Source organism: Paenibacillus sp. 2KB_22, from assembly GCF_052115745.1.
Lineage (GTDB): Bacteria > Bacillota > Bacilli > Paenibacillales > Paenibacillaceae > Paenibacillus.
Map to the genome: position 1 here is coordinate 130,665 of NZ_JBFRHG010000008.1, position 24,165 is coordinate 154,829.

The following is a 24,165-nucleotide window of genomic DNA, read 5'->3' on the forward strand; positions in this document are numbered from 1 at the left end:
AGGAACACGCCGGCTTCCGGGAGTGATTTGATACGTGTGCACTACAACCAATGGTTTGCCGTTATGAACAAAAAGGAGGAGTCAGATTGAGAAAATCTTGGATTTCGATGTTGTTTCTGGTCTTTGCTTCGATGGCTTTGTTGTCCGCATGTAGTTCATCCGAGGAATCGGGTGGAAGTAGCGACGGTAGCGGGGAGAGCGGCGGTCCTGTAACCATGACCTTCTTTGCTCCGCAAGGCAAAGCGTCCATGGAAGAGAATGAATTTACCCAATTTATCGAAGACAAGTTCGACGTTACCCTAAAATGGGATCTGGCCCCTACAGACGCCTTGCAGGATCGCAGACAATTGCTGCTGGCCAGTGGTGATTATCCGGAAGTGTTTCTTCACGGCAAGTTCACCACTTCAGACCTTCAAACCTATGGAAAACAGGGCGTGTTCCTTCCGCTACAAGATCTGATTAAGGAGTACGGTCCGAACCTGACCAAGATTATGGAAGAGAAGCCATATTTCAAAGAAGCCATTACGGCACCGGATGGCAACATCTATGCACTGCCGATCTTCAATGAATGTTACCACTGTACGTATGCACAGAAATACTGGATCAACACAGAATGGCTCGATAATCTGGGTCTGAAAATGCCAACAACAACCGATGAACTGTACACCGTTCTGAAGGCGTTTAAGACACAGGATCCCAACGGTAACGGGAAAGCCGACGAGATTCCACTTACGGGTGCACCGAACAAGTATGTATGGAATGGCAACATTGATGCCTATCTGATGAATAGTTTCATATACAATGACAACGACAAATACCTGATCGTGAACGATGGCAAGGTGAGTTTTGCCGCCAATCAGGAAGGATGGAAGAAAGGGCTGGAGTACATGAACAAGCTGTATGCAGATGGCCTGATTGATCCAGCTTCCTTCACGCAGAACGATCAGGCGATTGGACAACTGGGCAACAAAGAAGGCGATGAGGTGGTCGGCTCCATTACAACGGCGCTGGTCAGCTATCTCGTAAATACCTATGACAAAGACATCACTCGTCACCAACACTGGGATATTGTCCCTCCATTGAAAGGGCCGGATGGCGTGCAGACAACAGGCGCCACACAGAGCGTCGGTGAGTTTGAGTTTGCCATTACCAACAAAGCGACAGAAGCACAGCAGATTGCAGCCATCAAAATTGTGGACTACATGTTCAGTGAAGAAGGTGCACTGTACGCGGAGTATGGACCAACCGAAGGCAAGGGCTGGAAAAAGGCAGATGCCGATGAGAAAAACATCAATGGCGAGCCTGCCAAATACAGTTACTACAACCTGCCTGAGCGTGATCCAAACGTTGTTGTGAACGAGAGCTGGTCACAGATCGGAGCGCATGACTTGTCCAACACATTCCGTAATCTGTTTGCCGAAGGGCAGAACCCTTTGGAAGCAGAGGGTTATGGTACACGTCTGGCTCAAGCTACCAATGTGTATGAACCCTATGCACCAAAAGAAGTATATCCTGCGAACGTGTTTATCCGTCCAGAGGATACGGAATCAGCTGCACAATTGACTACTGCCATCAAGGATTATGTGCAGACGAATATGGCACAGTTCATTATCGGTAGCAAGAGCATTGATAAGGAATGGGATGCATATGTCAAAGGCTTCGATGGTCTTGGGCTGAGTAATTATCTTGAGATCTACCAGCGCGCCATTGAGAAGAATCAATAATTGTTGAAGGATTCCATATAGAGGCTGTCCCGTCTGTCACCCGTGACCGGGACAGTCTTCTCCTATGACAACCCCACGTCATCCGATATAATGTACTGAATATTTATGGAAAATTAGCGATCAGCACAAATGACTGTCGTCATTCAGCATGAACAGTAATGGTGGGGGGATCTCGGAGATGAACAACAATTGGTTTAGACGTTTGCTGTTATCGTATCTGCCTGTTTTCTTTATTGTGACGACCATTCTATTCTTTATTTTCTTCCAGGTCTTCAATGAACAGAACCGTAGAGAAGCGCTTAAGGCCAATGAATTCCTGGCCTCACAGGTCACACAATATCTGGACAACTCTTTGCGCTCCATTGACTTCAAGGTACTGCGTGAGATTTTGACCAACCCTAACTTGAAGAATTATTTCTCGGTATCTGGCAGCGATGATGTGTATGCCGGCATTCAGGCGGTCCAGGTAGTTGATGAATTGAAAATAGAGTATCCGCTGATCGATTCGATATATCTTGTTCGATATGGAGATGGCACGGTCTTCAGTAACGGGAAGGCTGTTCCGATTGAAGAGTTCCCGGATGCAGACTTTATTGCAGATAGCCGGACGAGGGATGAACAAAAGTGGGCAGGGGCACGAGCATTCCGGGCTTTCCCTTCACAAGCAACGGAGCAGGTGAGTACGATTGTGCGAAGTGTAGGGAACGGCAAAGGACTTGTAGTCACCAACGTGGACCTGAGTACCCTGAGGAAGTCCATCATGCAGATGTATGATCCGGAATTTACGTTTGTGAACATCTTCAACCGTTCAGGCGGCAATCTGTGGGATAGCAGCATGCCGGAAGGGATTACAGCTTCCACTAAAACCACGTCGGGAGAAGTCTTCTCTGAATTTACGTCGAGTTATAGCGGTTGGAAGGTGCAGACAGGTCTCAATAACGGCAAAATCGTCAAATGGGCTCTGCAATTTTATAATATCTGGTTTGCCTTTGCTGTAGTGGTTGTGTTGATTGGCGTGGTGTGGGTGATCTATGTGACTCGCAGAAACTACAAGCCGATTCAGCAGATTGTCACGTTAATTCAGACTGTCTCTTCGCAGAAACAATCCGGACTGAACTATGGCAAAGAGAATGAATTCCGTTTCATCCATACCACGCTGGAACGCATGATTGATCAGACGAGACAATATCAGGAGGAGCATGAAGAGAATCTGATTTTGCAGAAAAGGATGTTCTTTCAGGAGTTGCTTGAAGGCACACGAGATTTTACGAGCACGGATCTGACAGCAGAGATGAAAAAGTTCAAACTGCCTGAGCTGGAGCATCGTTGGGCCGTCATGGTAATTGAAATGGATCGGTATGATGCATTTGTGGCGGAGTATCATCATCAGGACCAATCCCTCCTGAAATTTGTGTTGTCCAGTATTCTGCAAGAGAGTGCACGCCATGAAGGAACGGAAGTATGGGCTGAATGGATCTCCGATCAGCGTCTGTACGCCATCCTCTGGATGCCGGATATGGAACAGGCCGAGGAGATGGAGCATCGATTGCTGGCTGGTTATCTGGATAGAATCGATCAGTATCTCAACTTCACCGTAACCATTGGTGTGGGTCGAGTTGCTGTCGATATTCGGGGATTGAGAGCTTCATTGAAAGAAGCTGTGCACGCGCTGGAGTACAAGGCTGTACTGGGGATAAATCGCATCATTCCGTGTAGCGATGTGCCGAATTCGACCAATGATGTGTATGAGTTCCTGAAAACCATCTCACTGCTGGTACAGGCAATGCGTTTATCGGACGATGTCTGGGAAAAGCATTTTGAAAGACTGTTTGAACAAATCAGTGAGTCCGTCTTGTCCCGCCAGGAGATTATGAATACGATCCAATTGTTATTCCAACATTACAATCGGGAATTTGCCGAACTTCCACGGGAATACCAGGATTCGTGGGCCGCTATATTCACCCCGCTTCTCCCAAGGCTTGAAGGCTGGGAGACGTTAGACGATTTGCGTGAGCTGTGCTGGGAAGGGTTCCGGGAACTGGCCCTGCAGATGAAGACGCTGCAATGTTCGCGTAAACACAGATCTCATATTCTAGAGATTCGCAAATATATTGAAGAGCATTACAATAATCCCGATCTGTCGCTGAACTACCTTAGTGATCGATTCGATATTAATCCGAAGTATCTGAGCAAGCTTTTCAAGGATGAGATTGGGGAGAAGTTCGTGGATCTGCTCATTAGTCATCGCATCGAAAAAGCCAAGTTGCTCATGCAGGAGACCGATAAGGCCATTCAGGAAATCAGTGAAGAAGTGGGATATACCAACTATAATTCCTTCAATCGGGCTTTCAAGAACGTGGTGGGTGTGGCGCCAAGTGACTACCGTAAGGCCATGTGACGCAAGTTCACGCGCCTAACTAATTCCGAACGCATAAGGAGAATGTGCATATGGACTACAAAGATGCTTCGCTTCCCATTCAGGAGCGGGTTCAGGATCTGATCGGACGGATGACAACGGCAGAGAAGATTGGACAACTCATACAGCCGATGGGCTGGAAGACGTATGTGAAGGCAGCAGATGGCACAGTACAGGTCACGGAAGAGTTCGAAGCGGACATGGAACTGGGCGGAGTCGGTTCTCTGTATGGTGTACTTCGGGCCGATCCATGGACTGAAGTAACGCTGGAGACAGGTCTGACACCACGACAAGGAGCCGTTGCCACGAATGTCATCCAGCAGTATGCCTTGGAGCATTCCCGACTGGGCATTCCCATTCTGTTCGGGGAAGAGTGTTCACACGGGCATATGGCAATTGGAGCGACAGTGTTTCCCGTACCGTTAACGGTGGGCAGCACGTGGAATATGGAGTTATACCGCAAGATGTGTGAAGCCATCGCTGTGGAGACCCGGAGCCAGGGAGGAGCGGCAACGTATTCCCCGGTGCTTGATGTCGTGCGTGACCCGAGATGGGGGCGGACGGAGGAATGTTTTGCCGAAGATCCATACCTGATTGGTGAATTCGCAGTAGAAGCCATGAAGGGATTACAGGGTGACCGTCTTGATTCCAACCAGACGATTGTGGCGACACTCAAGCATTTTGCAGCTTATGGCAGTTCGGAGGGTGGGAGCAATGCAGCACCTGTGCATATGGGATTACGTGAATTGCATGAAATAGATCTGTTGCCGTTCAAAAAGGCAGTGGAAGCCGGGGCTTGCTCTGTGATGACCGCCTATAACGAGATTGATGGCGTACCGTGCACGTCCAGTACGTATTTGCTGAATGACCTGCTGCGCGAGCAGTGGGGTTTTGATGGGTTTGTGATTACTGATTTTGGCGCCATTCAGATGCTGGTTCATGGACATAACACCGCCGAGAACGGGGAGCAGGCCGTAGCGCAGTCCCTCCAGGCTGGTGTGGACATGGAGATGTCCGGGTACATGTATCGCAAACATCTCGGTCAGGCGTTGGAGCAGGGACTGATCGAAGAAAAAGATCTGGACTTGGCTGTGTGGCGGGTGCTGGAGATGAAATTCAGACTCGGGTTATTCGAGCACCCCTTCGTTGATCCAGAATTTGCAGAGCAGGTCATCGGATGTGAGGATCATATTCAGTTGGCGAGGGAAGTTGCGCAAGAGGGGATTGTTTTACTGAAAAATGAAGGGGCGGTATTGCCACTCTCCAAAACTGGCACGAAGCTGGCTGTCATTGGTCCGAATGCGAACCATATCTATAACCAGCTCGGGGACTATACCTCGCCACAGCCGAGAGAACAGATCGTCACCGTACTGGATGGTATTACGCGCAAGCTTGGCGTGGATTCGGGTCAGGTGCTGTACGCACCTGGTTGCCGGATTAAAGGCGATTCCAGAGAGGGCTTTGCGCAAGCGCTCGCCTGTGCGGAACAGGCCGATGTCGTCGTGATGGTGATGGGTGGTTCCAGCGCCCGCGATTTTGGTGAAGGCACGATCGACTTGCGGACAGGAGCGTCTGTGGTAACCGATGACCCATGGAATGATATGGAGTGCGGCGAGGGCATTGACCGGGCTTCCCTGAATCTCATGGGTGTTCAATTGGAGCTGGTGCAGGAGCTACATAAGCTGGGGAAACCCGTTATCGTGGTCTATATCAACGGCCGTCCCATTGCTGAACCTTGGATTGATGAGCATGTTCAGGCCATTGTGGAAGCATGGTACCCAGGGCAGGAAGGTGGTAACGCGATCGCAGATATTCTGTTTGGCGATGTGAATCCATCTGGCCGTCTTACGGTTTCCATTCCCAAGCATGTTGGGCAGCTCCCGGTCTATTATCATGCCAAACGCACGCGTGGCAAGCGGTATCTGGAGATGGATCTTGCGCCGCAGTATCCGTTCGGATATGGACTGAGCTACACCGAATTCAAATACGAGAATGTAAGGGTAGTGCCGGAAGTGATCGGTCCGGAAGATGAAGCACAGGTGATGGTTGAAGTCACAAATACCGGAGCGGTTGCGGGAAGTGAGGTTGTACAGTTGTATATCACCGATGTATCAGCTTCGGTCACGCGGGCTGAAATGTCACTGAAAGGGTTCCGCAAAATCCATCTGGAGCCAGGACAGACCCAGACCGTTACATTCCCTGTGCAAAAAGAACATCTCGCACTGATCGACTCCCGTCTCCAGTCTGTTGTGGAACCAGGTGAATTCAGACTCATGGTTGGCCGCAGTTCTGCTGACTGGACCGCTTGCAGTCTGCACATTCAGAAGGTGGGGGTGGAGGTATGATTCGAATTCAACGATTCATTGAGGATATGAACCGGTCGCAGTGGCTGGATACGATCGAGCTTCCAGCGTGGGAGATGCAGAAGGCCAGATACATTCGGCCAGGGGAATACGAGTATGAGCAGGCGGACAAGGCAATGCAAAGCTTGAATCCGCTGAACAGTGTACACGGAACGACGTATTTTCTGAGTAAATGTGTGGAGATTCCAGCCAGTTGGCAGGATCAAGCCATTGGGTTGATTTTTGAGACTGGAGGAGAAGGGCTGCTGAAGGTGAATGACTTACCGTATCACGGACTGGATCGGAATCACGGATTCGTACCTCTTCCGAGAAGTCGAGTAGGGAATACGCCGCAGTTGGAGATTGAACTCTACGATCCGATCCCGGAGCCACATGATCCACTCAATCGACAAGCTGTGATTCAGCCGCCTATTCAGGGCATTCGTACAGCATTGGTTCATATCAATCAGCCCTTGCAGAGCCTGATGTACAGCGTGACGGTACTCGCCGAGTCGCTCCGGGCATATAACGAGAAGGAGCCCAAGCGGATGGCACTTGTTCAGGCCATTCACCAGGTGATGGATGAGATGTACAATAATCCGGACCGCTGGAGTGATGCAGCATGGATACAGAATTTTGAACATGGACTGGTACAGTCAGTGCAGCAGGAAGACCCGGAGGAATATCGAAGTGGCTTCATGCATCTGGTTGGACAATCCCACATTGATATTGCCTGGCTGTGGCCTGTGCGAGAGACGGTTCGCAAGTCCAGTCGCACGTTCTCGACCATGTGTACCTTGATGGACACGTATCCGGATTTTGTGTATTCCCAGAGCCAGCCGCAGCTGTATGCCTTCGTGAAAGAGCATTACCCGGAGTTATACGAGCGAGTGAAAGCACGCATTGCTGAAGGTCGCTGGGAGTTGGTTGGAGGCATGTGGGTGGAGCCGGATCTGAACATTCCGAGTGGCGAGTCGTTGGTCCGGCAGATTCTGTATGGACAGGACTTCTACCAGGCGGAGTTTGGCAAACGCTCTAACATCGAGTGGCTGCCCGATACCTTTGGCTACTGTGCTTCCTTGCCGCAGATGCTGAAGCTTGCGAATATTCCTTATTTTATGACCACCAAGCTGAATTGGAATGACACCAATGCGTTTCCTTATGACCTCTTCGACTGGGTAGGCATTGATGGTACTTCAGTGCTGGCCTATCTGAATCATGGGGTGAATGAGCATACGCGGCCCAAAGATGTGGATGAACATTGGCAATCGTACAAACAGAAGGATGTGCATCCTGAGCAGATGTTGCTCTACGGACATGGCGATGGTGGCGGCGGTGTGACGAATGAGATGGTGGAGTTTGCGGAGCGATCCCATTTGATGGTCGGGCAGCCAATCAGCAAATTCAGCACGGCAGGTGCTTTTTTCGAAGACATATCGTCCAATAATCCAACGTTGCCAAAGTGGCACGGGGACTTGTACCTGGAGTTACACCGGGGAACCTATACGACCCATGCGAGGAACAAACGTAGCAACCGAAAGGCAGAGGTATTGTACCGGGAAGCGGAGATCTGGGGGCAATTTGCCGGAGCTTGCGCTGCACACACGAAGAATGATCTGGATGAAGGCTGGAAGCTGATCATGCTTAACCAGTTTCATGACATTATTCCGGGAACATCGATTCCTGAAGTATATGTAACGTCCACGGAGGAGTACACGAAGGTATTTTCACTCGGTACATCCGCACTGCGAGAAACGCTGGATATCCTTGCGGAGAACATTGTAACCGATGAAGTTGATGGTCTTCCCTACATTATATTTAACAGCCTCGGCTGGGAACGTGGAGAAAATATCACCATTACAGGCGATGAACACCTCGCCGGGATGGCTGCATTCGATCGTCAAGGAAACCGTCTGGCCAGTGATCTGGAGCAAAAAGAAGACAAGTATACGTTGCTTGTGCATGTTCCATCGATTCCTGCTTTTGGGTATACAACCATATGGCTGCGCGAGGCACCGGATGTTATCCTTCCAGGAAGGGAAGAAGAACCCTTCCCTTCCACATGGGAAACTGAATTTTACACGCTTGAGTTCAATGACTTGGGAGAGATCACCCGATGGTATGACAAAGCGGTAGGACGCGACTGGCTGAAGCCCGGTGATCGGGCGAATGAGTGGCAGTTTTTCCATGATAAACCGACGTACTGGGATGCCTGGGATATCGATCCGCGGTTTGAATCCCAGCGGGCAGGTGCGGTGCAGTTAGTCTCCAGAGAGGTTGTACAGCGCGGAGCTACGCGAGATGTGCTGCGTTATGTGTGGAAGCTGAATCAATCGGAGATCAGCCAGGATATCATTTTGCATCGTCACCAGCGGCGTGTTGATTTCCATACGAAAGTGAACTGGAATGAGAGTCATAAGCTGCTCAAGGTGGCATTTCCGGTGGATCTGGTGGCAGCGAAAGCAGCCTATGAGATTCCGTTTGGAGCATTGGAGCGTCCAACCCATAACAACACCAGTTGGGAGCAGGCGCAGTTCGAGGTCTGCGGGCATCGCTGGGCGGATATCTCAGAAGGCAATAGTGGTGTCAGTTTGCTGAATGATTGCAAGTATGGATACGACATCAAGGATCGGACGATTCGCCTGTCCCTGCTTCGTGCCCCGAAATGGCCGGATGAACATGCTGATCAGGGCAACCATGAATTCACATATTCGTTCCTGCCACATCAGGGGGATTGGCGACAAGCTGCTGTCGTTCGCCGCGCAATGGAGCTTAATCATCCGGTGGAAGTTGTTGCAGTGAGTCCGTCTTCGGGTCACTTGCCGTCTGAACACGCTTGGGTTCAGTTCCATAGTGAGCATGTCATTCTGGATGCAATCAAGCCCGCAGAAGATGGCTCGGGAACGGTGCTGCGTTTCTACGAATCTTCAGGAGGTCGGGAAACGGTACATGTCGAATGGGTTAAAAGGGAAATTAAGGCGTCTGTCATTAATCTGCTGGAGGATGAGATCCATCCGTTGGCTTGTCCGAACGGTACATTCGAACTGACATTCAAACCGTATGAAATTAAGTCAGTGAAACTTGTTCCAGTGAATCCAAATACGTAATCTTCAGGAGGTATGACATGAAATTAACGAATAAGATCGGTGTCATCGTGGATAGCTTTGGCGTAGGTGTACGGGAAGGGTTGAACAAGGCGAAGGACGTAGGTGCAGAAGGTGTGCAGATATACGCCGTCAAGGGAGAGATGGATCCTGAAAATTTGTCACCTGCGGCGCGCAAGGCGCTGAAGAGTTACATCGATTCATTGGGCCTCGAAATTTCAGCACTGGTTGGTGACCTTGGCGGACATGGTTTTCAGGTGAAGGAAGATAATTCGTGGAAAGTGGAGAAATCGAAGCGGATTGTGGATCTGGCCCTCGATCTGGGTACGAACATCGTCACAACACATATCGGCATTGTTCCACATGACCCTTCATCGGAGGTTTATGCCACGCTGCATGCTTCTTGTGAGGAACTGGGCCAATACGCCAAAAGTGTTGGCGCATATTTTGCCATTGAGACAGGACCGGAAACGGCAGCTGACTTGAAAGGATTCCTGGATACACTGTCGACCAACGGGGTATCGGTGAATTTTGACCCGGCAAATATGGTGATGGTGACTGGAGATGATCCGGCGCAGGGCGTTCGTCTGCTCAAGGATTACATCGTACATACCCATGTGAAGGATGGTGTACGGTTGAAGGAAGTCGACCCACGAGATGTATACGGTGCAGTCGGTTATGCGCCTATGGATCACGATAAGATCGCTGAGATGGTCTCATCCGGGACGTTCTTCCGTGAGGTTCCACTGGGCGAAGGTGGTGTTGATTTTGACGGATACTTTGCAGCGCTTCAGGAGATTGGCTACACCGGTTATCTGACGATTGAGCGCGAGGTAGGCAATCAGCCGGAGGAGGATATTCGCAAGGCGGTTCGATTCATCCAACAATATCGATAGGGAGCTGAGTAGATGAAAGTGGGCCTAAGCACGTATAGTTTGTTGAATGATTTGAATTCCGCTGAGATGACGGTGCTGGATGTAATCGACTGGATTGCGGCAAACGGCGGAGAGCATATGGAGATGGTACCTTACGGTTATACCGTGGAGGATAATCACGATCTGGCGGATGCGATTCGGGAACGGGCAGCGTCTGCGGGGATTGAACTGTCCAACTATTCGATGCCAGCCAATTTCGTGCAGGAGACGGAAGAGGCGTTTGAAGAAGAGATGGCCCGGGTCAAAAGGCATGTGGATGTCGTACACCGGATGGGTGTAAAACATCTGCGTCATGACGTCACGGCGTTTACCCTGCCAAAGGAGAAGATGACCATCGCCTGGTTCGAGGAACATCTGCCTCTGATGGTACGGGGAAGCCAGATCATTGCGGACTATGCAGCGCAGTTTGGTATCACCACAACTATTGAGAATCACGGCTTCAGTGTGCAGGCGAGTGATCGGGTGCAGCGTGTGCTGCATGCTGTGGATCGTCCTAACTTCAGAACAACACTCGATATTGGCAACTTCATGTGTGTGGATGAGAACCCGATCATCGGTGTCATGAAAAATCTGCCGTACGCTTCCCTGGTCCACTTCAAAGATTTCTACTTCCGTCCTTATGATGAGCACCCAGGTGAGGGTGAATGGTTTACGACGGCCTACGGCAACTTCCTGCGTGGGGCCATCGTTGGGCAAGGGGATATTCCGATTCGCAAAATTGTAAAGTTGATCAAAAACTCCGGCTATGATGGTCACATTACAGTGGAGTTCGAAGGCATGGAGGAATGCAAATCCGCATCCAAAATCGCCATGGATAACCTGCGCCGCTTCTGGGAAGAAGCGTAACGAACATCATGGGGAGATAGTTAAGGGCCGCGTCCAGACGTGGCTCTTTTTCTCATACTATAGCAAGCAAAAAAGCCTATCAGAATATGGTTCTGTGCAAGGATTAAGTTACGAGCATCACAAGTGTGGTATAATGAATATATTCAGCCTGATAATAACTGGCTATGGATAGGAGATGTCACTGATCTATGCAGGTATTCGAGGACTGGAATCAGAAGGTAAAGAAGACGTTTAATGCTACGAACCCAGAGGTAGTGTTGACGGTATCGGAAGCTGGAAGTTTGCTTGGTTTGACCAAAGACCAGATGAAACTGTACGTGGACAAGAACAAACTAACGAAGGTCCCGATCATGAGAAGTGTTCACCGATACCTCTTATTGAAAAGTGAAATAGATAACATCGTTCAAGCACGATAACTTCATAGGATTGAACACAACCATTTTACCGACAGGATTCGGGAGAGTGGTCTTTTTTTTATCGGGAAAGGGGACAGAACGTGCTGAATAAAGCGTCAGACTGGTTCTATCAAAGGGTAAATTGGAGATGGGTTGTGGCTGCGGTTATTGTATTTGCCTGTTTTATTGCATTTATTCTGCCGCGTCTCTGATCATGTATCGTTATCCTGAACGTACGCCTGTGCTTGCTGAACTCACTCCGATATTTACCTTGTTGAAATGGTGTCTGATCTATGCCAGTTTTGCAGCACTGGTTCCGGGTGTTCTGATCAGTATTCTTTACTATATACGCACGCGAAAGAACTAGTGTAGAGAGGGATGGATTATGAATATGCTGGTAACCCTAATCGGGTAACGGTCCACAGAGATGAGTGCAGAAATATAAGCTTGTCAAAGGACAACTTGTTCATATATACTCATGTCGCAAGTAGCGTGAATCGTATAATTACATGAGCCCAAGGAGATGAAGAACGCATGTCGATCAGCTTGAATGTGTATCTGATAACAGACGGTAATGGACGTGAAGCGGTAGATTTTTATCAAAAGGCATTTGGAGCGGAAGTGCTTGCGCTTCAAACATTTGGTGACGGTCCATCGGACCCGAATCATCCCATCCCGCCAGAAGCGAAAGACCGTATTATGCATGCTTCTTTGCAGATTGGCAGCTCGGTATTAATGTTGTCCGACACATTTCCAGGCATGCCGTACACCATAGGTAATCATGTTAGTATTACTGTGAACACGGATACTGTGGATGAAGCCAAAGCTATTTTCAGCCAACTGGAAGATGGTGGCGTAGTGGAAATGGCGATACAAGAGACGTTCTGGAGTCCAGCCTACGGCTCGATAGTCGACAAATTCGGCGTACATTTTCAGATCAGTGCTAAACCGGGACAAGCTTAAGAGCGTACTCTTCGCTAATATAGCCTACAAACGGCAAAACCTCCGCGATCTGCTTTGAGCAGTTCTGGAGGTTTTTTGTTTTTCCCTATACGGCGTGGGATTACCCTTCCTTCTGAATCTTGGAAGGGTTGTTGATTTTATAAGGAACCGGGTTACGTGTCAGCTTCTTCTTGATGATTTTGGCTTCAAATGTGATAACGTCTCCCACTTCCAGTTCTTGTTTCTTAACCGTAGCACTGTGGCTCGACCAGGCTTCCCCAACGTCGATGACGTCTGGCTCCGTGATGGTAACTGCTTCATAGATGATGACTTCATCGTCATTGTCAGAGAAGTGATTCGGCACAGTGGTGAATTCTTTGACAACGGCACTCATCTTCACTTTACCTTCGGGCAGATCAATCTTAACGGCCTTGGCCTTACTCGCTGTTTTGGCTTTGGGTTTGGCTTCACTGGCTGCCCCCGACTGAGGTCCAACATACGCTTCTACTAGCCCATCCGGATCACCCTTCATCCCCGAGGAGAATTCATCTGTGTCCGTGTCGTCTGAATCATCCAGATCCGCCGGAATTTCATCCGGGATAACCAGGGCATCTGGAGTTGGCGTAACATCAGCAGAGACTGGTGCGACTGTATCCGAAGTTGTCGATTCTGTGCTTCGATCTGACCCAGCATTACTTATGCTTCTGGCGCTGTAACTGGACGCTTGCATTTCCTTCAGATACGACGGGTGAATGCAATGTTTTTGTCCATTATCCAGTTGAATAACGGCCGCCATATGATCGACATATCCAATGATGGTGCACGGCATGTTTAATCCGTTTCCTTTATAATAGAACGTTTTGAGTTTGGTCGCTTTACCAGAAAGCAGGCCCCACTCCTGACATTTCTCAATCAGCTCATCTTCGTTATCCAGCGCAATAAAATCCTGTGGTTCAATCATAAACGCGTATGTCATATGGAATTTCCGCCCTTCCAATCCATTCTTCATGTTCATCGTTTCCAAATTACAACCAGTGTATCACAAATGAGCATTTTGCTTAAATTCAATCACTGAAATCTGTACCTACAAATGAAGATTAACGAAGCTTGCTCACACAGGGCTATGCTATAATTTGATCAGAATATAAGGTTGGAAAACATAAAGCATTGATATACATACTTTGGGAAGGGAAGATCTGTATGGAGAAAAAAGTAAACCATCAGGCCGTATGGCTTGCCATAGGTACGGTTATGGGGGTCAGTATTGGCGCAGCTACACAGCAACTTGGACTCGGGATTGCTTTTGGCTTGGCGCTTGGCATTGTCATTGGTTCGGTGGTTAGTAAACGTACGGGTTCAGACTCGGAACATATGCTCAGCGAACATGTCCATGAATTGCACAAAACGGGTGACTGGCAAGACGCGCTTCAACGCTCGCAGGATCATCCGGTGCTTATCCTGAAGCATAGCACGACGTGTCCGATAAGTGCGAGAGCCTACAGAGAGTTTATCGCGTTTGTGGGCACCAATGCGTCAGATCCCAAACATCCCATGGATTACCGCATCGTCAAAGTGATTGAAAATCGCTCATTGTCCCGCCATATTGCGGAAGAGACAGAGGTTCACCATGAGTCACCGCAGGTACTTCTGCTCGATCAGGGGCAAGTTGTCAAACATACATCCCATGGCAAAATTACAAAAAAGAGATTATTGCAGTGGGCACAGCATCCGTTTGGATAAATAGATATCCTTCATAGACCCGTCCTTTTCAGCCCATAGCTGAGAAGTGCGGGTCTTTTTTACGCTTTTTTTACACCCGTGGAGGCATTTCTTTACCCCTTTTTTACAGTGTTTCATATTACGATTTTACATGTAGCAGGTGCAGAGAACGGTAGAGAGAGGGAGGAAGGGCGCATGGTGAATGATGCCACGATGATTGGATTGGTTGTGCTGCTGTTTGCGGTGTTTTGGGGATTTGTGAAATTCTGCGAAAAGGCTTGAGGGTAGAGAGGGGGAGCGGAATGATTGCCATCGGCATAATTGTACTCGCACTGGTGATTTATCTCGGTTATGTGCTGGTGAAGCCAGAGAAATTCTGATGCTGACACTGTACGTAATGCGGAACAAGGGAACGTCGAATAGGGAGGAAATGCGGATATGGGTATCGGTGTAGTGCAAGTAGCGGTAACGCTGCTGATCATCCTGCTGTTGGTGAAACCGGTGGGAAAATATGTAGTGAACGTGTTTGATGGACAGCGAACGGGGCTGGATCGGGTTTTTGGCGGGCCGGAGCGACTGCTCTATCGCGTGATGGGGGTACGGGAGAATGAGTCCATGGGGTGGAAAAAGTACCTCACGGCCGTTCTCCTCTCCAACTTTGTAATGTTGGTATTGATGTTTCTGGTGCTGCGACTGCAAAAATATTTACCGCTCAATCCGGATGGGATTGACAATATGCCAGCGGCGCAGGCATTTAATACAGCTGTTTCGTTCATGACCAATACGAACTGGCAGTCTTATACGGGCGAGAACGCCCTGTCGTACCTGTCACAGATGCTGGCAGTGACATTCCCGATGTTTACGTCGGCAGCGACGGGGTTCGCGGTAGCCATTGCGTTCATTCGCGGGCTGATAGGCCGCCGGGATAAACTGGGGAACTTTTACGTCGACCTTGTACGGTCGATTACACGTATTTTTTTACCGCTGAGCTTCATCGTGGCACTATTCCTCGTGTTCCAGGGTGTGCCACAGACGCTCGCGGGAGCGGTGAACGCAACGACGCTCGAAGGCGCGCAGCAGACCATTACACGTGGATTGGTCGCCTCACTGGAGTCGATCAAACATATTGGCACCAACGGTGGTGGCTGGTTTGGAACCAATGCTGCACATCCATTCGAGAATCCAACAGCCCTGAGCAATCTGGTGCATATCGTCTGCATGATGCTACTGCCAACTGCGTTAGTCTACGCTTTCGGCTTGATGGTCAATAACCGGAAGCAAGGTTGGGCCTTGTTCGCAGCGATGAGTTTTCTTTTCCTTGTGATGTTGACCACGGTATTTTTCTCCGAATATCGCGGTGTACCTGCGCTGGATGCAGCAGGTCTGCAGGGCAATATGGAAGGCAAAGAGGTCAGGTTCGGCATACCCGAGTCTGCTTTATTCACAGCAGTCACGACGGCAGCCACAACAGGTTCAGTCAACAATATGCACGAGTCGCTCACTCCACTTGGAGGCATGGTATCACTGGCCCAGATGATGCTCAACAACGTGTTTGGCGGCAAAGGGGTAGGGCTGATCAACGGACTGTTGTATGTGATTCTGGCTGTGTTTATCTGTGGATTAATGGTGGGACGAACACCTGAGTTCCTGGGCAAAAAAATCGAGGGCAAAGAAGTGAAGCTCGCATCCATCGCCTTGCTCATTCATCCTTTGATTATTCTTGCGCCAACGGCACTCGCACTTATGCGGCCTGAAGCAGTTGCGTCCATCTCGAACGGGGGCATGCATGGCCTGACCGAAGTTCTCTATGCTTTTGCCTCGGGTGCAGCCAATAATGGATCGGCCTTTGCCGGACTGAATGCCAATACAGACTTTTACAACATCGCGATTGGTATCGTTATGCTGCTCGGAAGGTACGTTTCCATGATCGCCATGCTCGCTATCGCGGGTTCACTTGCTACGAAACGGGTTGTACCTGTAACCACAGGCACATTGCGGACACACACACCTCTCTTTGCTGGCATTCTGGTCATGATGATTGTTGTTGTCGGCGCACTCACATTCTTCCCTTCACTTGCCCTTGGACCGATCGCAGAACACTTGGCAATGATTCAATGAGGGATACGACAGGGGAGTTACAGAGAAATTGGTGTAAGGACGTAACGTATGGAGGTGGCAGTGCACGATGAATGCAGTCGAACGAAAGAAGGAGCAGACGATGCAACACATGGATACAGAAATGTTTAGAACGAAGGGCAATGAGCCGGATAACAATCGCGGTCATATTCAACGTGATCCCGGATCGAAACGGTCGTTAAGCAAGGATATGATACTTCAGGCTTCACTGGATGCGTTCAAGAAGCTTAATCCAGTGGTCATGATCAAAAACCCGGTCATGTTTATTGTCGAGGTGGGTACATTCATTACGCTCTTGTTATGCATTAATCCCGATCTGTTCACCGCATCCGAAGCCGGGCGCGGGTACAACATCGCCGTATTTTTCATATTGCTGTTCACCCTGCTATTTGCCAACTTCGCGGAGGCACTTGCAGAAGGTAGAGGTAAAGCGCAGGCGGATACGTTACGCAAGACGAAGTCGGACACCATGGCCAATCTGGTACAGAAGGATGGAACAATCCGACACGTGTCTTCGACCCAATTGAAAAAAGGCGATATGGTACGTGTGGAAGTTGGTGAACTGATCCCCACGGACGGTGAGATTATAGAAGGCTTGGCCTCTATTGATGAATCGGCCATTACGGGAGAATCTGCCCCGGTCATCAAGGAAGCGGGAGGCGATTTCTCATCGGTTACCGGAGGTACACGTGTCGTATCTGATTACATCGTCATGCGTGTACAGACCGATCCGGGGGAGTCATTCCTTGACCGGATGATCTCTCTGGTTGAGGGTGCACAGCGCCAGAAAACACCCAATGAAATAGCACTGACAACCCTGCTCGCCGTATTAACGCTGATCTTCCTGATCGTCATACTCACGATGGTTCCGATGGCGAATTACCTGGGTATTCGACTGGATCTGGCGACCCTGATCGCATTGCTCGTCTGCCTGATCCCAACCACCATTGGTGGATTACTGTCTGCCATTGGTATTGCCGGGATGGACCGTGTTACGCAGTTCAATGTGCTCGCCATGTCAGGTAAAGCGGTGGAAGCAGCCGGGGATATCGACACGTTGATTCTGGACAAAACAGGAACGATCACATACGGAAACCGCATGGCATCTGAGTTTATTCCCGTTCAGGGCATTACTTCGTCAGAGATGACGCAAGCTGCTTTACAGGCTTCTGTGCGAGATGAGACCCCGGAAGGGCGTTCTGTTGTAGAACTGGCAGGCAAACAAGGCCAGAGCTGGCCGGAGACGGAGTATGCACATGCGGAAAATGTGGAATTCACGGCAGAGACCCGGATGTCCGGTCTCAATCTGAGTAGCGGAATAAAGATCCGCAAAGGTGCGGTGGATGCGATCAAAAGATATATCACTTCCGAAGGAGGCCGTATACCGGGGGATCTGGATGAGATCGCAAATAGAATTGCAAAGGCTGGGGGTACGCCGCTTGCTGTAGCTATCGATGGACGCATCTACGGTTTGATCTATCTGAAAGACACTGTGAAGCCCGGGCTGAAAGAGAAGTTCGCTGAGATGCGCGCCATGGGTATCAAGACCATTATGTGTACAGGCGACAATCCGTTAACCGCAGCGACCATCGCGCTGGAAGCGGGCGTGGATGATTTTATTGCCGAAGCGAAGCCCGAGGACAAGATTGCTGCGATCAAAAAAGAGCAGCAGGAGGGCAAACTCGTCGCCATGACGGGCGACGGTACGAACGATGCTCCTGCTCTGGCACAGGCCGATGTGGGCCTGGCGATGAATTCGGGCACCATGGCGGCCAAGGAAGCGGCCAATATGATTGACTTGGACTCTGACCCAACCAAGCTATTGTCGGTCGTCTCCATTGGCAAGCAGCTGCTGATTACACGCGGTGCACTTACAACCTTTTCGATATCCAATGATATCGCGAAATATTTTGCCATCATCCCAGCCATGTTCATTCTCGCCATGCCGCAGCTTCAGGCACTGAATATTATGAATCTGTCTTCACCGCAGTCTGCGATCCTGTCGGCGCTCATCTTCAACGCCATTATCATTCCGCTACTCATTCCTATCGCAATGAAAGGGGTCAAGTATCGGGCGATGTCAGCCGAACGGCTGCTTGGGCGCAATGTGTTCATCTATGGCGTAGGTGGTGTGATTGTACCTTTTATCGGCATTAAGCTCATTGATATGGTTCTGTCGGGGATTCTTTGAGAAACGATGTCATTTCGTAATCCTGAACTAAAGAGTGGGTACACCGCCACGCTTATCAACATTATTCTTTTATCCTAATGAATTCAGGAAGTGATCTGTATGAACATGTTCTTACCCGCCGTACGGCTATCCGTCGTGCTGATGCTGATCTGCGGTCTAATCTACCCGCTTGTAACGACTGGCGTAGCCCAACTTCTCTTCCCTGCGCAGGCGAATGGCAGTCTGATTACGCAAAATGAGAAAATTATCGGCTCGTCACTGCTGGCGCAGGAGATCCAATCGCCGGGGCTGTTCCAGCCCCGGGCATCGAATGCCGGTTATGACCCAACGGCTTCAGCCGGTTCGAATCGTGCCGTAGCTTCGGATGAGTATATCAGTGAGATGAAGGAAAAGATTACTCAGCTTAGGCAGGAAAACCCGGGATTGCAGCAGATCCCTGCTGATCTCGTGACGGGTTCAGGTTCGGGACTTGACCCTGATCTCTCTCCTGAAGCCGCTGAGGCACAGATCCCGCGCATTAGCGAAGCTACTGGGCTTAGTGAACAGCAGCTTGTGCAACTTGTAAATGAGCATACGGAAGGCCGTCAGATGGGTATATTCGGGGAACCGCGTGTGAATGTAACGGCTCTGAATCTTGCGCTGACAACAGAACTGAACTAACGAGTTAACATATTAGCCTACTCACGACATATCGTGAGGGGCTTTCTCCATTTTTTTATTTTATTTTTTAAGGGAAGGGGGAGAGGGACGTATGGAAGACAGTTTTAAGCGCAAGTCTCCGGAAGAGATGTTGAAGATGATTACGAAGCTACAGCAGGGTACACTCAAAATCTACATCGGCCCAGTGAGTGGATCGGGTAAAACGTATCACATGTTACGAGAAGGGAATACGTTACGCGAGCAGGGCATTGATGTAGTCATCTGCGCCGTCTCCACAATGCGCAGACCGGAAACGGTGGAACAGCTTGGCGCACTCGAACGGATTCCAAGCATTCACTGGTTACGCCAGAGTGATGATGCAGAGATGAAAGATCTGAACTTGGATGCACTGCTGGAGCGTAATCCGGAGGTTGTGCTGGTGGATGGTTTGGCACATCGCAACAGAGATGGCGCTCGATATGCTACCAGGCTGGAGGACATTCAGTTCTTGCTCCGAAACAACATCAGTGTCATGACAACGGTGAATGTATATGAGCTGGAAGGATATACCGATCTGGCCCGGCAGCTCACCGGTATCGCAGCAGAACATACGGTACCTGCGGATACACTGGAACTTGCGGATGAAGTCAAACTGATTGATGTCACGCCGGAAACCATACTGAGCCGGTTGGCAGAAGGTCATCTGAAGGGGCATGAGGGAGAAGCTGTATTTCGTCAAGGCAATCTGGGTATTCTGCGCGAACTGGCCCTGAGATTGGTTGCAGAAGGGGTCAATGAATCTCTGCGCGAGCATCGGGAGGAGATGGGAATTACCGTCACAACGGGCATCCTGGAACGGATTCTGGTGTCCACGCAATATCATTGGAACGGCTCGATCTATATCCGGCGCGGACAACAGATTGCCAAACGGCTGAATGGTGATCTGTCCGCGGTGGTTTTTCGGAATATGAAGCAGCCATTAACCAAGGAGGCAACCGTATTTCGGCGCAATATGATCAAGCTGGTGGAGAAGTTTGGCGGCCATATGGAGGAGCTGTCTGTATTACACCGTCGGAACATCCCGTCTACACTGGCACGTTACGCAATGGAGCACCAGATTACCCGGATTGTGATGGGGCACTCTCGGCGTACACGCTGGCAGGAATTGTGGCAAGGGTCCGTTGTGAACTCGCTGCTACGCAGATTACGTGGTGTTGATCTCTTTCTGGTTGCTGATCGAGCGACTCGGGAGGGTGAACATGTGGTACCGGTACCGGCCAAGGTAAACGATGTGGAGTCACTGACATACCGCAGACTAAGCGAGCAGGAAATGAAGGAACAGATTGGCCAGATTCAGCGTGGCACATTCAAAATATATATCGGAGCCGCACCAGGTGTAGGCAAAACCTACATGATGCTGCGGGAAGGCAATGATTTGCTCCGAAAGGGCATCGATGTGCGGATTGGCTTGCTGGAGACTCATGGGCGGGCGGAAACCGTCGAGCAGATGGGTCACTTATCTGTGATCCCCCGCGTGCAGCGAGTTTATCAGGAGACCCGTCTGGAAGAGATGGATACGGAGGCTATTCTGCGTCTCTGTCCGGAAGTGGTGCTGGTGGACGAACTGGCGCATACGAATATACCCGGAAGTGTCCGGCAAAAGCGTTATGAAGATGTTCTGCTCCTGCTGAATGCAGGCATCTCGGTGATTACCACAATGAACGTACAGCATCTCGAAAGTCTGAATGATGCCGTTGAACATATTACAGGTGTTCGTGTCCGCGAGACCGTACCCGATCGGATCATTCAGATGGCGGATGAGGTGCAGCTGATTGATGTGGCGCCCCAGGCCTTGCGGCAGCGCATGAGGGAGGGTAAAATCTATGCAACTGCCAAGGTCGAGCAAGCCCTTGCGAATTTCTTCAAAATCGGTAATCTGATTGCCTTGCGTGAACTTGCCCTGCGAGAACTGGCGGACGACGTGGATGAACGGCTTGAAGCACAACAAGCCAAAATCACACTTCGAGGACCTTGGCGCAGACAGGAAGCGGTCTTTGTATGTGTAAGCAGTGATCATCATGCCGAGCGGCTGATCCGGCGCGGATTCCGCATGGCTTTCCGTCTAAAAGCCATCTGGCACGTACATCATATCCACATCGGTGAGTCCATGAGTGACGAAGTGAAGTGCCATCTGGAAGTATTGGAGCAGCTGACGATTCGGCTTGGTGGTCAATTTCATATTCATCATAGTCCGAGGCTGCGGAATGTACCTGAAATTCTGGCAAGAAAGGCATCGGAGGCGAGAGCAACCCAGTTGGTGGTCGGGCAGGCAAGACGGGTGTGGTGGCTGAATGGCTACCGCGGCTCAGGTTCGGTGGTCAACCGACTTGTACGGTTGTCGCGGCATCTGGATGTATTAATCGTTGCAGATTACGATTATGAACGGAACGGGATGTGAATGGATTTTGTCTGAACGAATAAGAAAAGAAACGCAGGCATCCCATGGAAAAAGGGTTCCGGCATATGTATGGGTGACGCTTGGGGTGACGCTGCTAACTTTGCTGCTTCATGCCATTGGCATGAGTGGTGATCTGGTTAACGTAGCTCTTGTATACCTGTTTCCCGTTCTAGTGAGTGCTGTGTATTGGGGAATGGGTCCAGCTGTATATGCCGCGAGTTTTAGTGTCATTATGTTTGACTTCTTTTTTGTACCGCCATATCTGAGCTTTACGGTTGAGGATTTGAGATATCTCATCTCCTTTGTCGTGTATCTTGCGGTGGCGATCCTGACAGCAAGTCTTGCAGGTCGGTTGCGACAACAACTGGAGATGGTAAAAGCACGTGAAGCCACAACTAATTCCCTGTACGCATTGAGTCGTCAGATGACAGCCATTACGGATCTGAACACGTTGCTGGTTAACATTGCAACTCAGGTTTCGCTCACCTTGGGCAAACCAGCAGCTGTGTATCTTCCCGATGGTCAGGGGGACCTACTGGTTACAAGTTCTTCTTCACCCGCATCAGAAGGGGAAAAGGATAGCTGGGGGGATGGAGAGTCGGAGATTGCCATTGCCAAATGGGTGTATCATCACGGACAGATCGCAGGTAAGGGATCATCCGCTTTACGGGAATCTCCCGGACTATATGTACCTCTATGCACAGAGGAGCAGACACATGGCGTACTCGCCGTGAGCATGGACGCTGGCGAGTCTCATGAGCAGCAAGAGCAGCTTCTTCTGTTGGAGGCATGTGGTGGACTGGCGGCAGGTGCCATTGCCCGAGTGAAGCTGGCGGAAGAGGCCCGATTGGCGCAGATCACTGCTGAATCAGAGCGTATACGCACAGCGCTGCTGGACTCTGTCTCTCATGAATTGCGTACGCCCCTAACTGCCATTATCGGTTCGGCTACGGGATTGTTGGAGAATGATACTCTTTTTACACCCGAGGATCGGAGAGAATTAACAGGCAACATTCGGGATGGAGCCTTGCGCATGAATCGTCTCGTCACGAATCTGCTGGGTATGGTTCGGCTGGAGAGCGGCATGTTGCAACTGAACCGGAAATGGTGTGACGTGGGAGACATAATTAGCGTTGTACTGACACAAGTTCGGGAATTCAGTCCGCATCGCAACATTCAAGTTGAACTGCCTGATGATCCGGCCTTCATCTACGGAGATGAAGTATTGCTGGAGCAGGTGCTGGTCAATATCGTCAGCAACGCCATCAAATATTCGCCTGATGAGAGCCAGATTGTCATCACTGTGACGAGTAATAAGAGTCCAAGTCAATTGACGATCTGGGTAGCTGATCAAGGTGTCGGTATACCGGAAGCGGAAAGAATACGTATATTTGATAAGTTCTATCGCTCAGAGTCTACTCAGCATGTCACAGGAACAGGGCTTGGTCTGGCGATCTGCAAAGGCATTGTGGAAGTCCACGGAGGTACCATTGTGGCAGAGCCGAATCCGGGCGGGGGAACGAGAATGCGCATAGAACTCCCCATGGAGGCTCACGGATCGCGGTTTCCCTATTCAGAACAAGGAGAGGTTGAAGAATAACATGAACGCACCACTAGGGGCTCGTATACTGGTGATCGATGATGAGCCGCAGATTCGCAAATTGCTCAAGGTCACTCTTCAGGCACACCAATTCGAACTCCACGAGTGTGGAGAGGGCGAAGAGGGTGTTATTCAGGCGAGTATTGTACATCCGGATCTGATCATCCTTGATCTCGGTTTGCCAGGCATGTCTGGCATGGAGGTACTTCGCCGCATTCGCGAATGGTCGCAAGTCCCGATCATTGTGCTGACAGCGAAGGATCAGGAGGGAGACAAAATTGCCGCGTTGGATGGTGGTGCAGATGATTATGTGACCAAACCATTCGGAATGGGTGAGTTGGTCGCCCGTATTCGGGTGGCGCTGCGTCATGTAGCCAAAACGACGGATGAGCCAATACTGCGCTTCGGAGCACTGACGGTTGATCTGGCCCAAAGGCAGGTCGAACTGGAGGGGAATTTGGTGAAATTAACCCCAACGGAATATGAGATGCTGAAGGTGCTCGCCTCGAATGCGGGGAAGATAATCACCCAGCGTCAGCTTTTGCAGCAAGTATGGGGAGGGCATCATCATGAGTCCGACAGCCATTATCTTCGGGTATATGTGGGACATCTGCGCAAGAAATTAAATGAAGATCCAACCAAGCCCCGATATATTCAGACGGAGCCTGGCATTGGTTATCGCTTTTTGCTTCCTGCCGAATAAGGTTTAAGGGAGCAG

General features: G+C 50.0%; 17 protein-coding genes. 16 read left to right on the forward strand and 1 reads right to left on the reverse strand.

Annotated features, from left to right (window positions below):
- Positions 1–86 precede the first annotated feature (86 nt).
- The 8 genes from AB4111_RS28060 to AB4111_RS28095 all read left to right on the forward strand — a co-directional run bounded on the left by AB4111_RS28060 (position 87) and on the right by AB4111_RS28095 (position 12,725).
- Complete coding sequence (locus tag AB4111_RS28060) at positions 87–1,724, forward strand: ABC transporter substrate-binding protein (RefSeq protein WP_339239076.1); 1,638 nt, start codon at positions 87–89, stop codon at positions 1,722–1,724.
- 178 nt (positions 1,725–1,902) lie between these two features.
- Positions 1,903–4,122: a helix-turn-helix domain-containing protein gene (locus AB4111_RS28065; RefSeq protein ID WP_442034383.1), complete on the forward strand. Its 2,220-nt coding sequence runs from the start codon at positions 1,903–1,905 to the stop codon at positions 4,120–4,122.
- A 50-nt stretch (positions 4,123–4,172) separates the two neighbouring features.
- Complete coding sequence (locus tag AB4111_RS28070) at positions 4,173–6,485, forward strand: glycoside hydrolase family 3 N-terminal domain-containing protein (RefSeq protein WP_442034385.1); 2,313 nt, start codon at positions 4,173–4,175, stop codon at positions 6,483–6,485.
- Entirely contained in the window at positions 6,482–9,589 is a 3,108-nt protein-coding gene (locus AB4111_RS28075) for an alpha-mannosidase (RefSeq protein WP_442034387.1), read from the forward strand. Before AB4111_RS28070 ends, AB4111_RS28075 begins: the two co-directional genes overlap by 4 nt.
- Positions 9,590–9,606: 17 nt before the next feature.
- Positions 9,607–10,482, forward strand: a complete 876-nt coding sequence (locus tag AB4111_RS28080) for a sugar phosphate isomerase/epimerase family protein (RefSeq protein WP_442034389.1) — start codon at positions 9,607–9,609, stop codon at positions 10,480–10,482.
- A gap of 12 nt (positions 10,483–10,494) precedes the next feature.
- Positions 10,495–11,367, forward strand: coding sequence for a sugar phosphate isomerase/epimerase family protein (locus AB4111_RS28085; RefSeq protein WP_442034391.1), 873 nt, complete (start codon positions 10,495–10,497; stop codon positions 11,365–11,367).
- A 188-nt stretch (positions 11,368–11,555) separates the two neighbouring features.
- A complete protein-coding gene (locus AB4111_RS28090) occupies positions 11,556–11,783 on the forward strand; it encodes a hypothetical protein (protein ID WP_062837704.1) in 228 nt (75 codons plus the stop codon).
- Between the two features lie 513 nt (positions 11,784–12,296).
- Entirely contained in the window at positions 12,297–12,725 is a 429-nt protein-coding gene (locus AB4111_RS28095) for a VOC family protein (RefSeq protein WP_442034393.1), read from the forward strand.
- A 100-nt stretch (positions 12,726–12,825) separates the two neighbouring features.
- On the opposite strand, the gene AB4111_RS28100 is transcribed toward AB4111_RS28095, so the two are convergent.
- Positions 12,826–13,680, reverse strand: a complete 855-nt coding sequence (locus AB4111_RS28100) for a hypothetical protein (RefSeq protein WP_442034395.1) — start codon at positions 13,678–13,680, stop codon at positions 12,826–12,828.
- Positions 13,681–13,904: 224 nt separating this feature from the next.
- Here AB4111_RS28100 and ytxJ point away from each other — a divergent pair, with 224 nt between their 5' ends.
- The 8 genes from ytxJ (at position 13,905) to AB4111_RS28140 (ending at position 24,150) form a co-directional block, all read left to right on the forward strand.
- On the forward strand, positions 13,905–14,444 hold the full coding sequence (ytxJ, locus tag AB4111_RS28105; protein WP_442034397.1) for a bacillithiol system redox-active protein YtxJ: 540 nt from the start codon (positions 13,905–13,907) through the stop codon (positions 14,442–14,444).
- Positions 14,445–14,725: 281 nt separating this feature from the next.
- Entirely contained in the window at positions 14,726–14,803 is a 78-nt protein-coding gene (locus AB4111_RS28110) for a potassium-transporting ATPase subunit F (RefSeq protein ID WP_442034464.1), read from the forward strand.
- A 58-nt stretch (positions 14,804–14,861) separates the two neighbouring features.
- A complete protein-coding gene (gene kdpA, locus AB4111_RS28115) occupies positions 14,862–16,541 on the forward strand; it encodes a potassium-transporting ATPase subunit KdpA (RefSeq protein WP_442034399.1) in 1,680 nt (559 codons plus the stop codon).
- Between the two features lie 208 nt (positions 16,542–16,749).
- Entirely contained in the window at positions 16,750–18,750 is a 2,001-nt protein-coding gene (gene kdpB, locus AB4111_RS28120) for a potassium-transporting ATPase subunit KdpB (protein WP_442034466.1), read from the forward strand.
- A gap of 99 nt (positions 18,751–18,849) precedes the next feature.
- On the forward strand, positions 18,850–19,410 hold the full coding sequence (gene kdpC, locus AB4111_RS28125; protein ID WP_442034401.1) for a potassium-transporting ATPase subunit KdpC: 561 nt from the start codon (positions 18,850–18,852) through the stop codon (positions 19,408–19,410).
- A 91-nt stretch (positions 19,411–19,501) separates the two neighbouring features.
- Entirely contained in the window at positions 19,502–21,847 is a 2,346-nt protein-coding gene (locus AB4111_RS28130) for a histidine kinase (protein ID WP_442034403.1), read from the forward strand.
- 7 nt (positions 21,848–21,854) lie between these two features.
- A complete protein-coding gene (locus tag AB4111_RS28135; protein WP_442034405.1) occupies positions 21,855–23,447 on the forward strand; it encodes an ATP-binding protein in 1,593 nt (530 codons plus the stop codon).
- A gap of 1 nt (position 23,448) precedes the next feature.
- Entirely contained in the window at positions 23,449–24,150 is a 702-nt protein-coding gene (locus AB4111_RS28140) for a response regulator (protein WP_253429161.1), read from the forward strand.
- Positions 24,151–24,165: the final 15 nt, after the last annotated feature.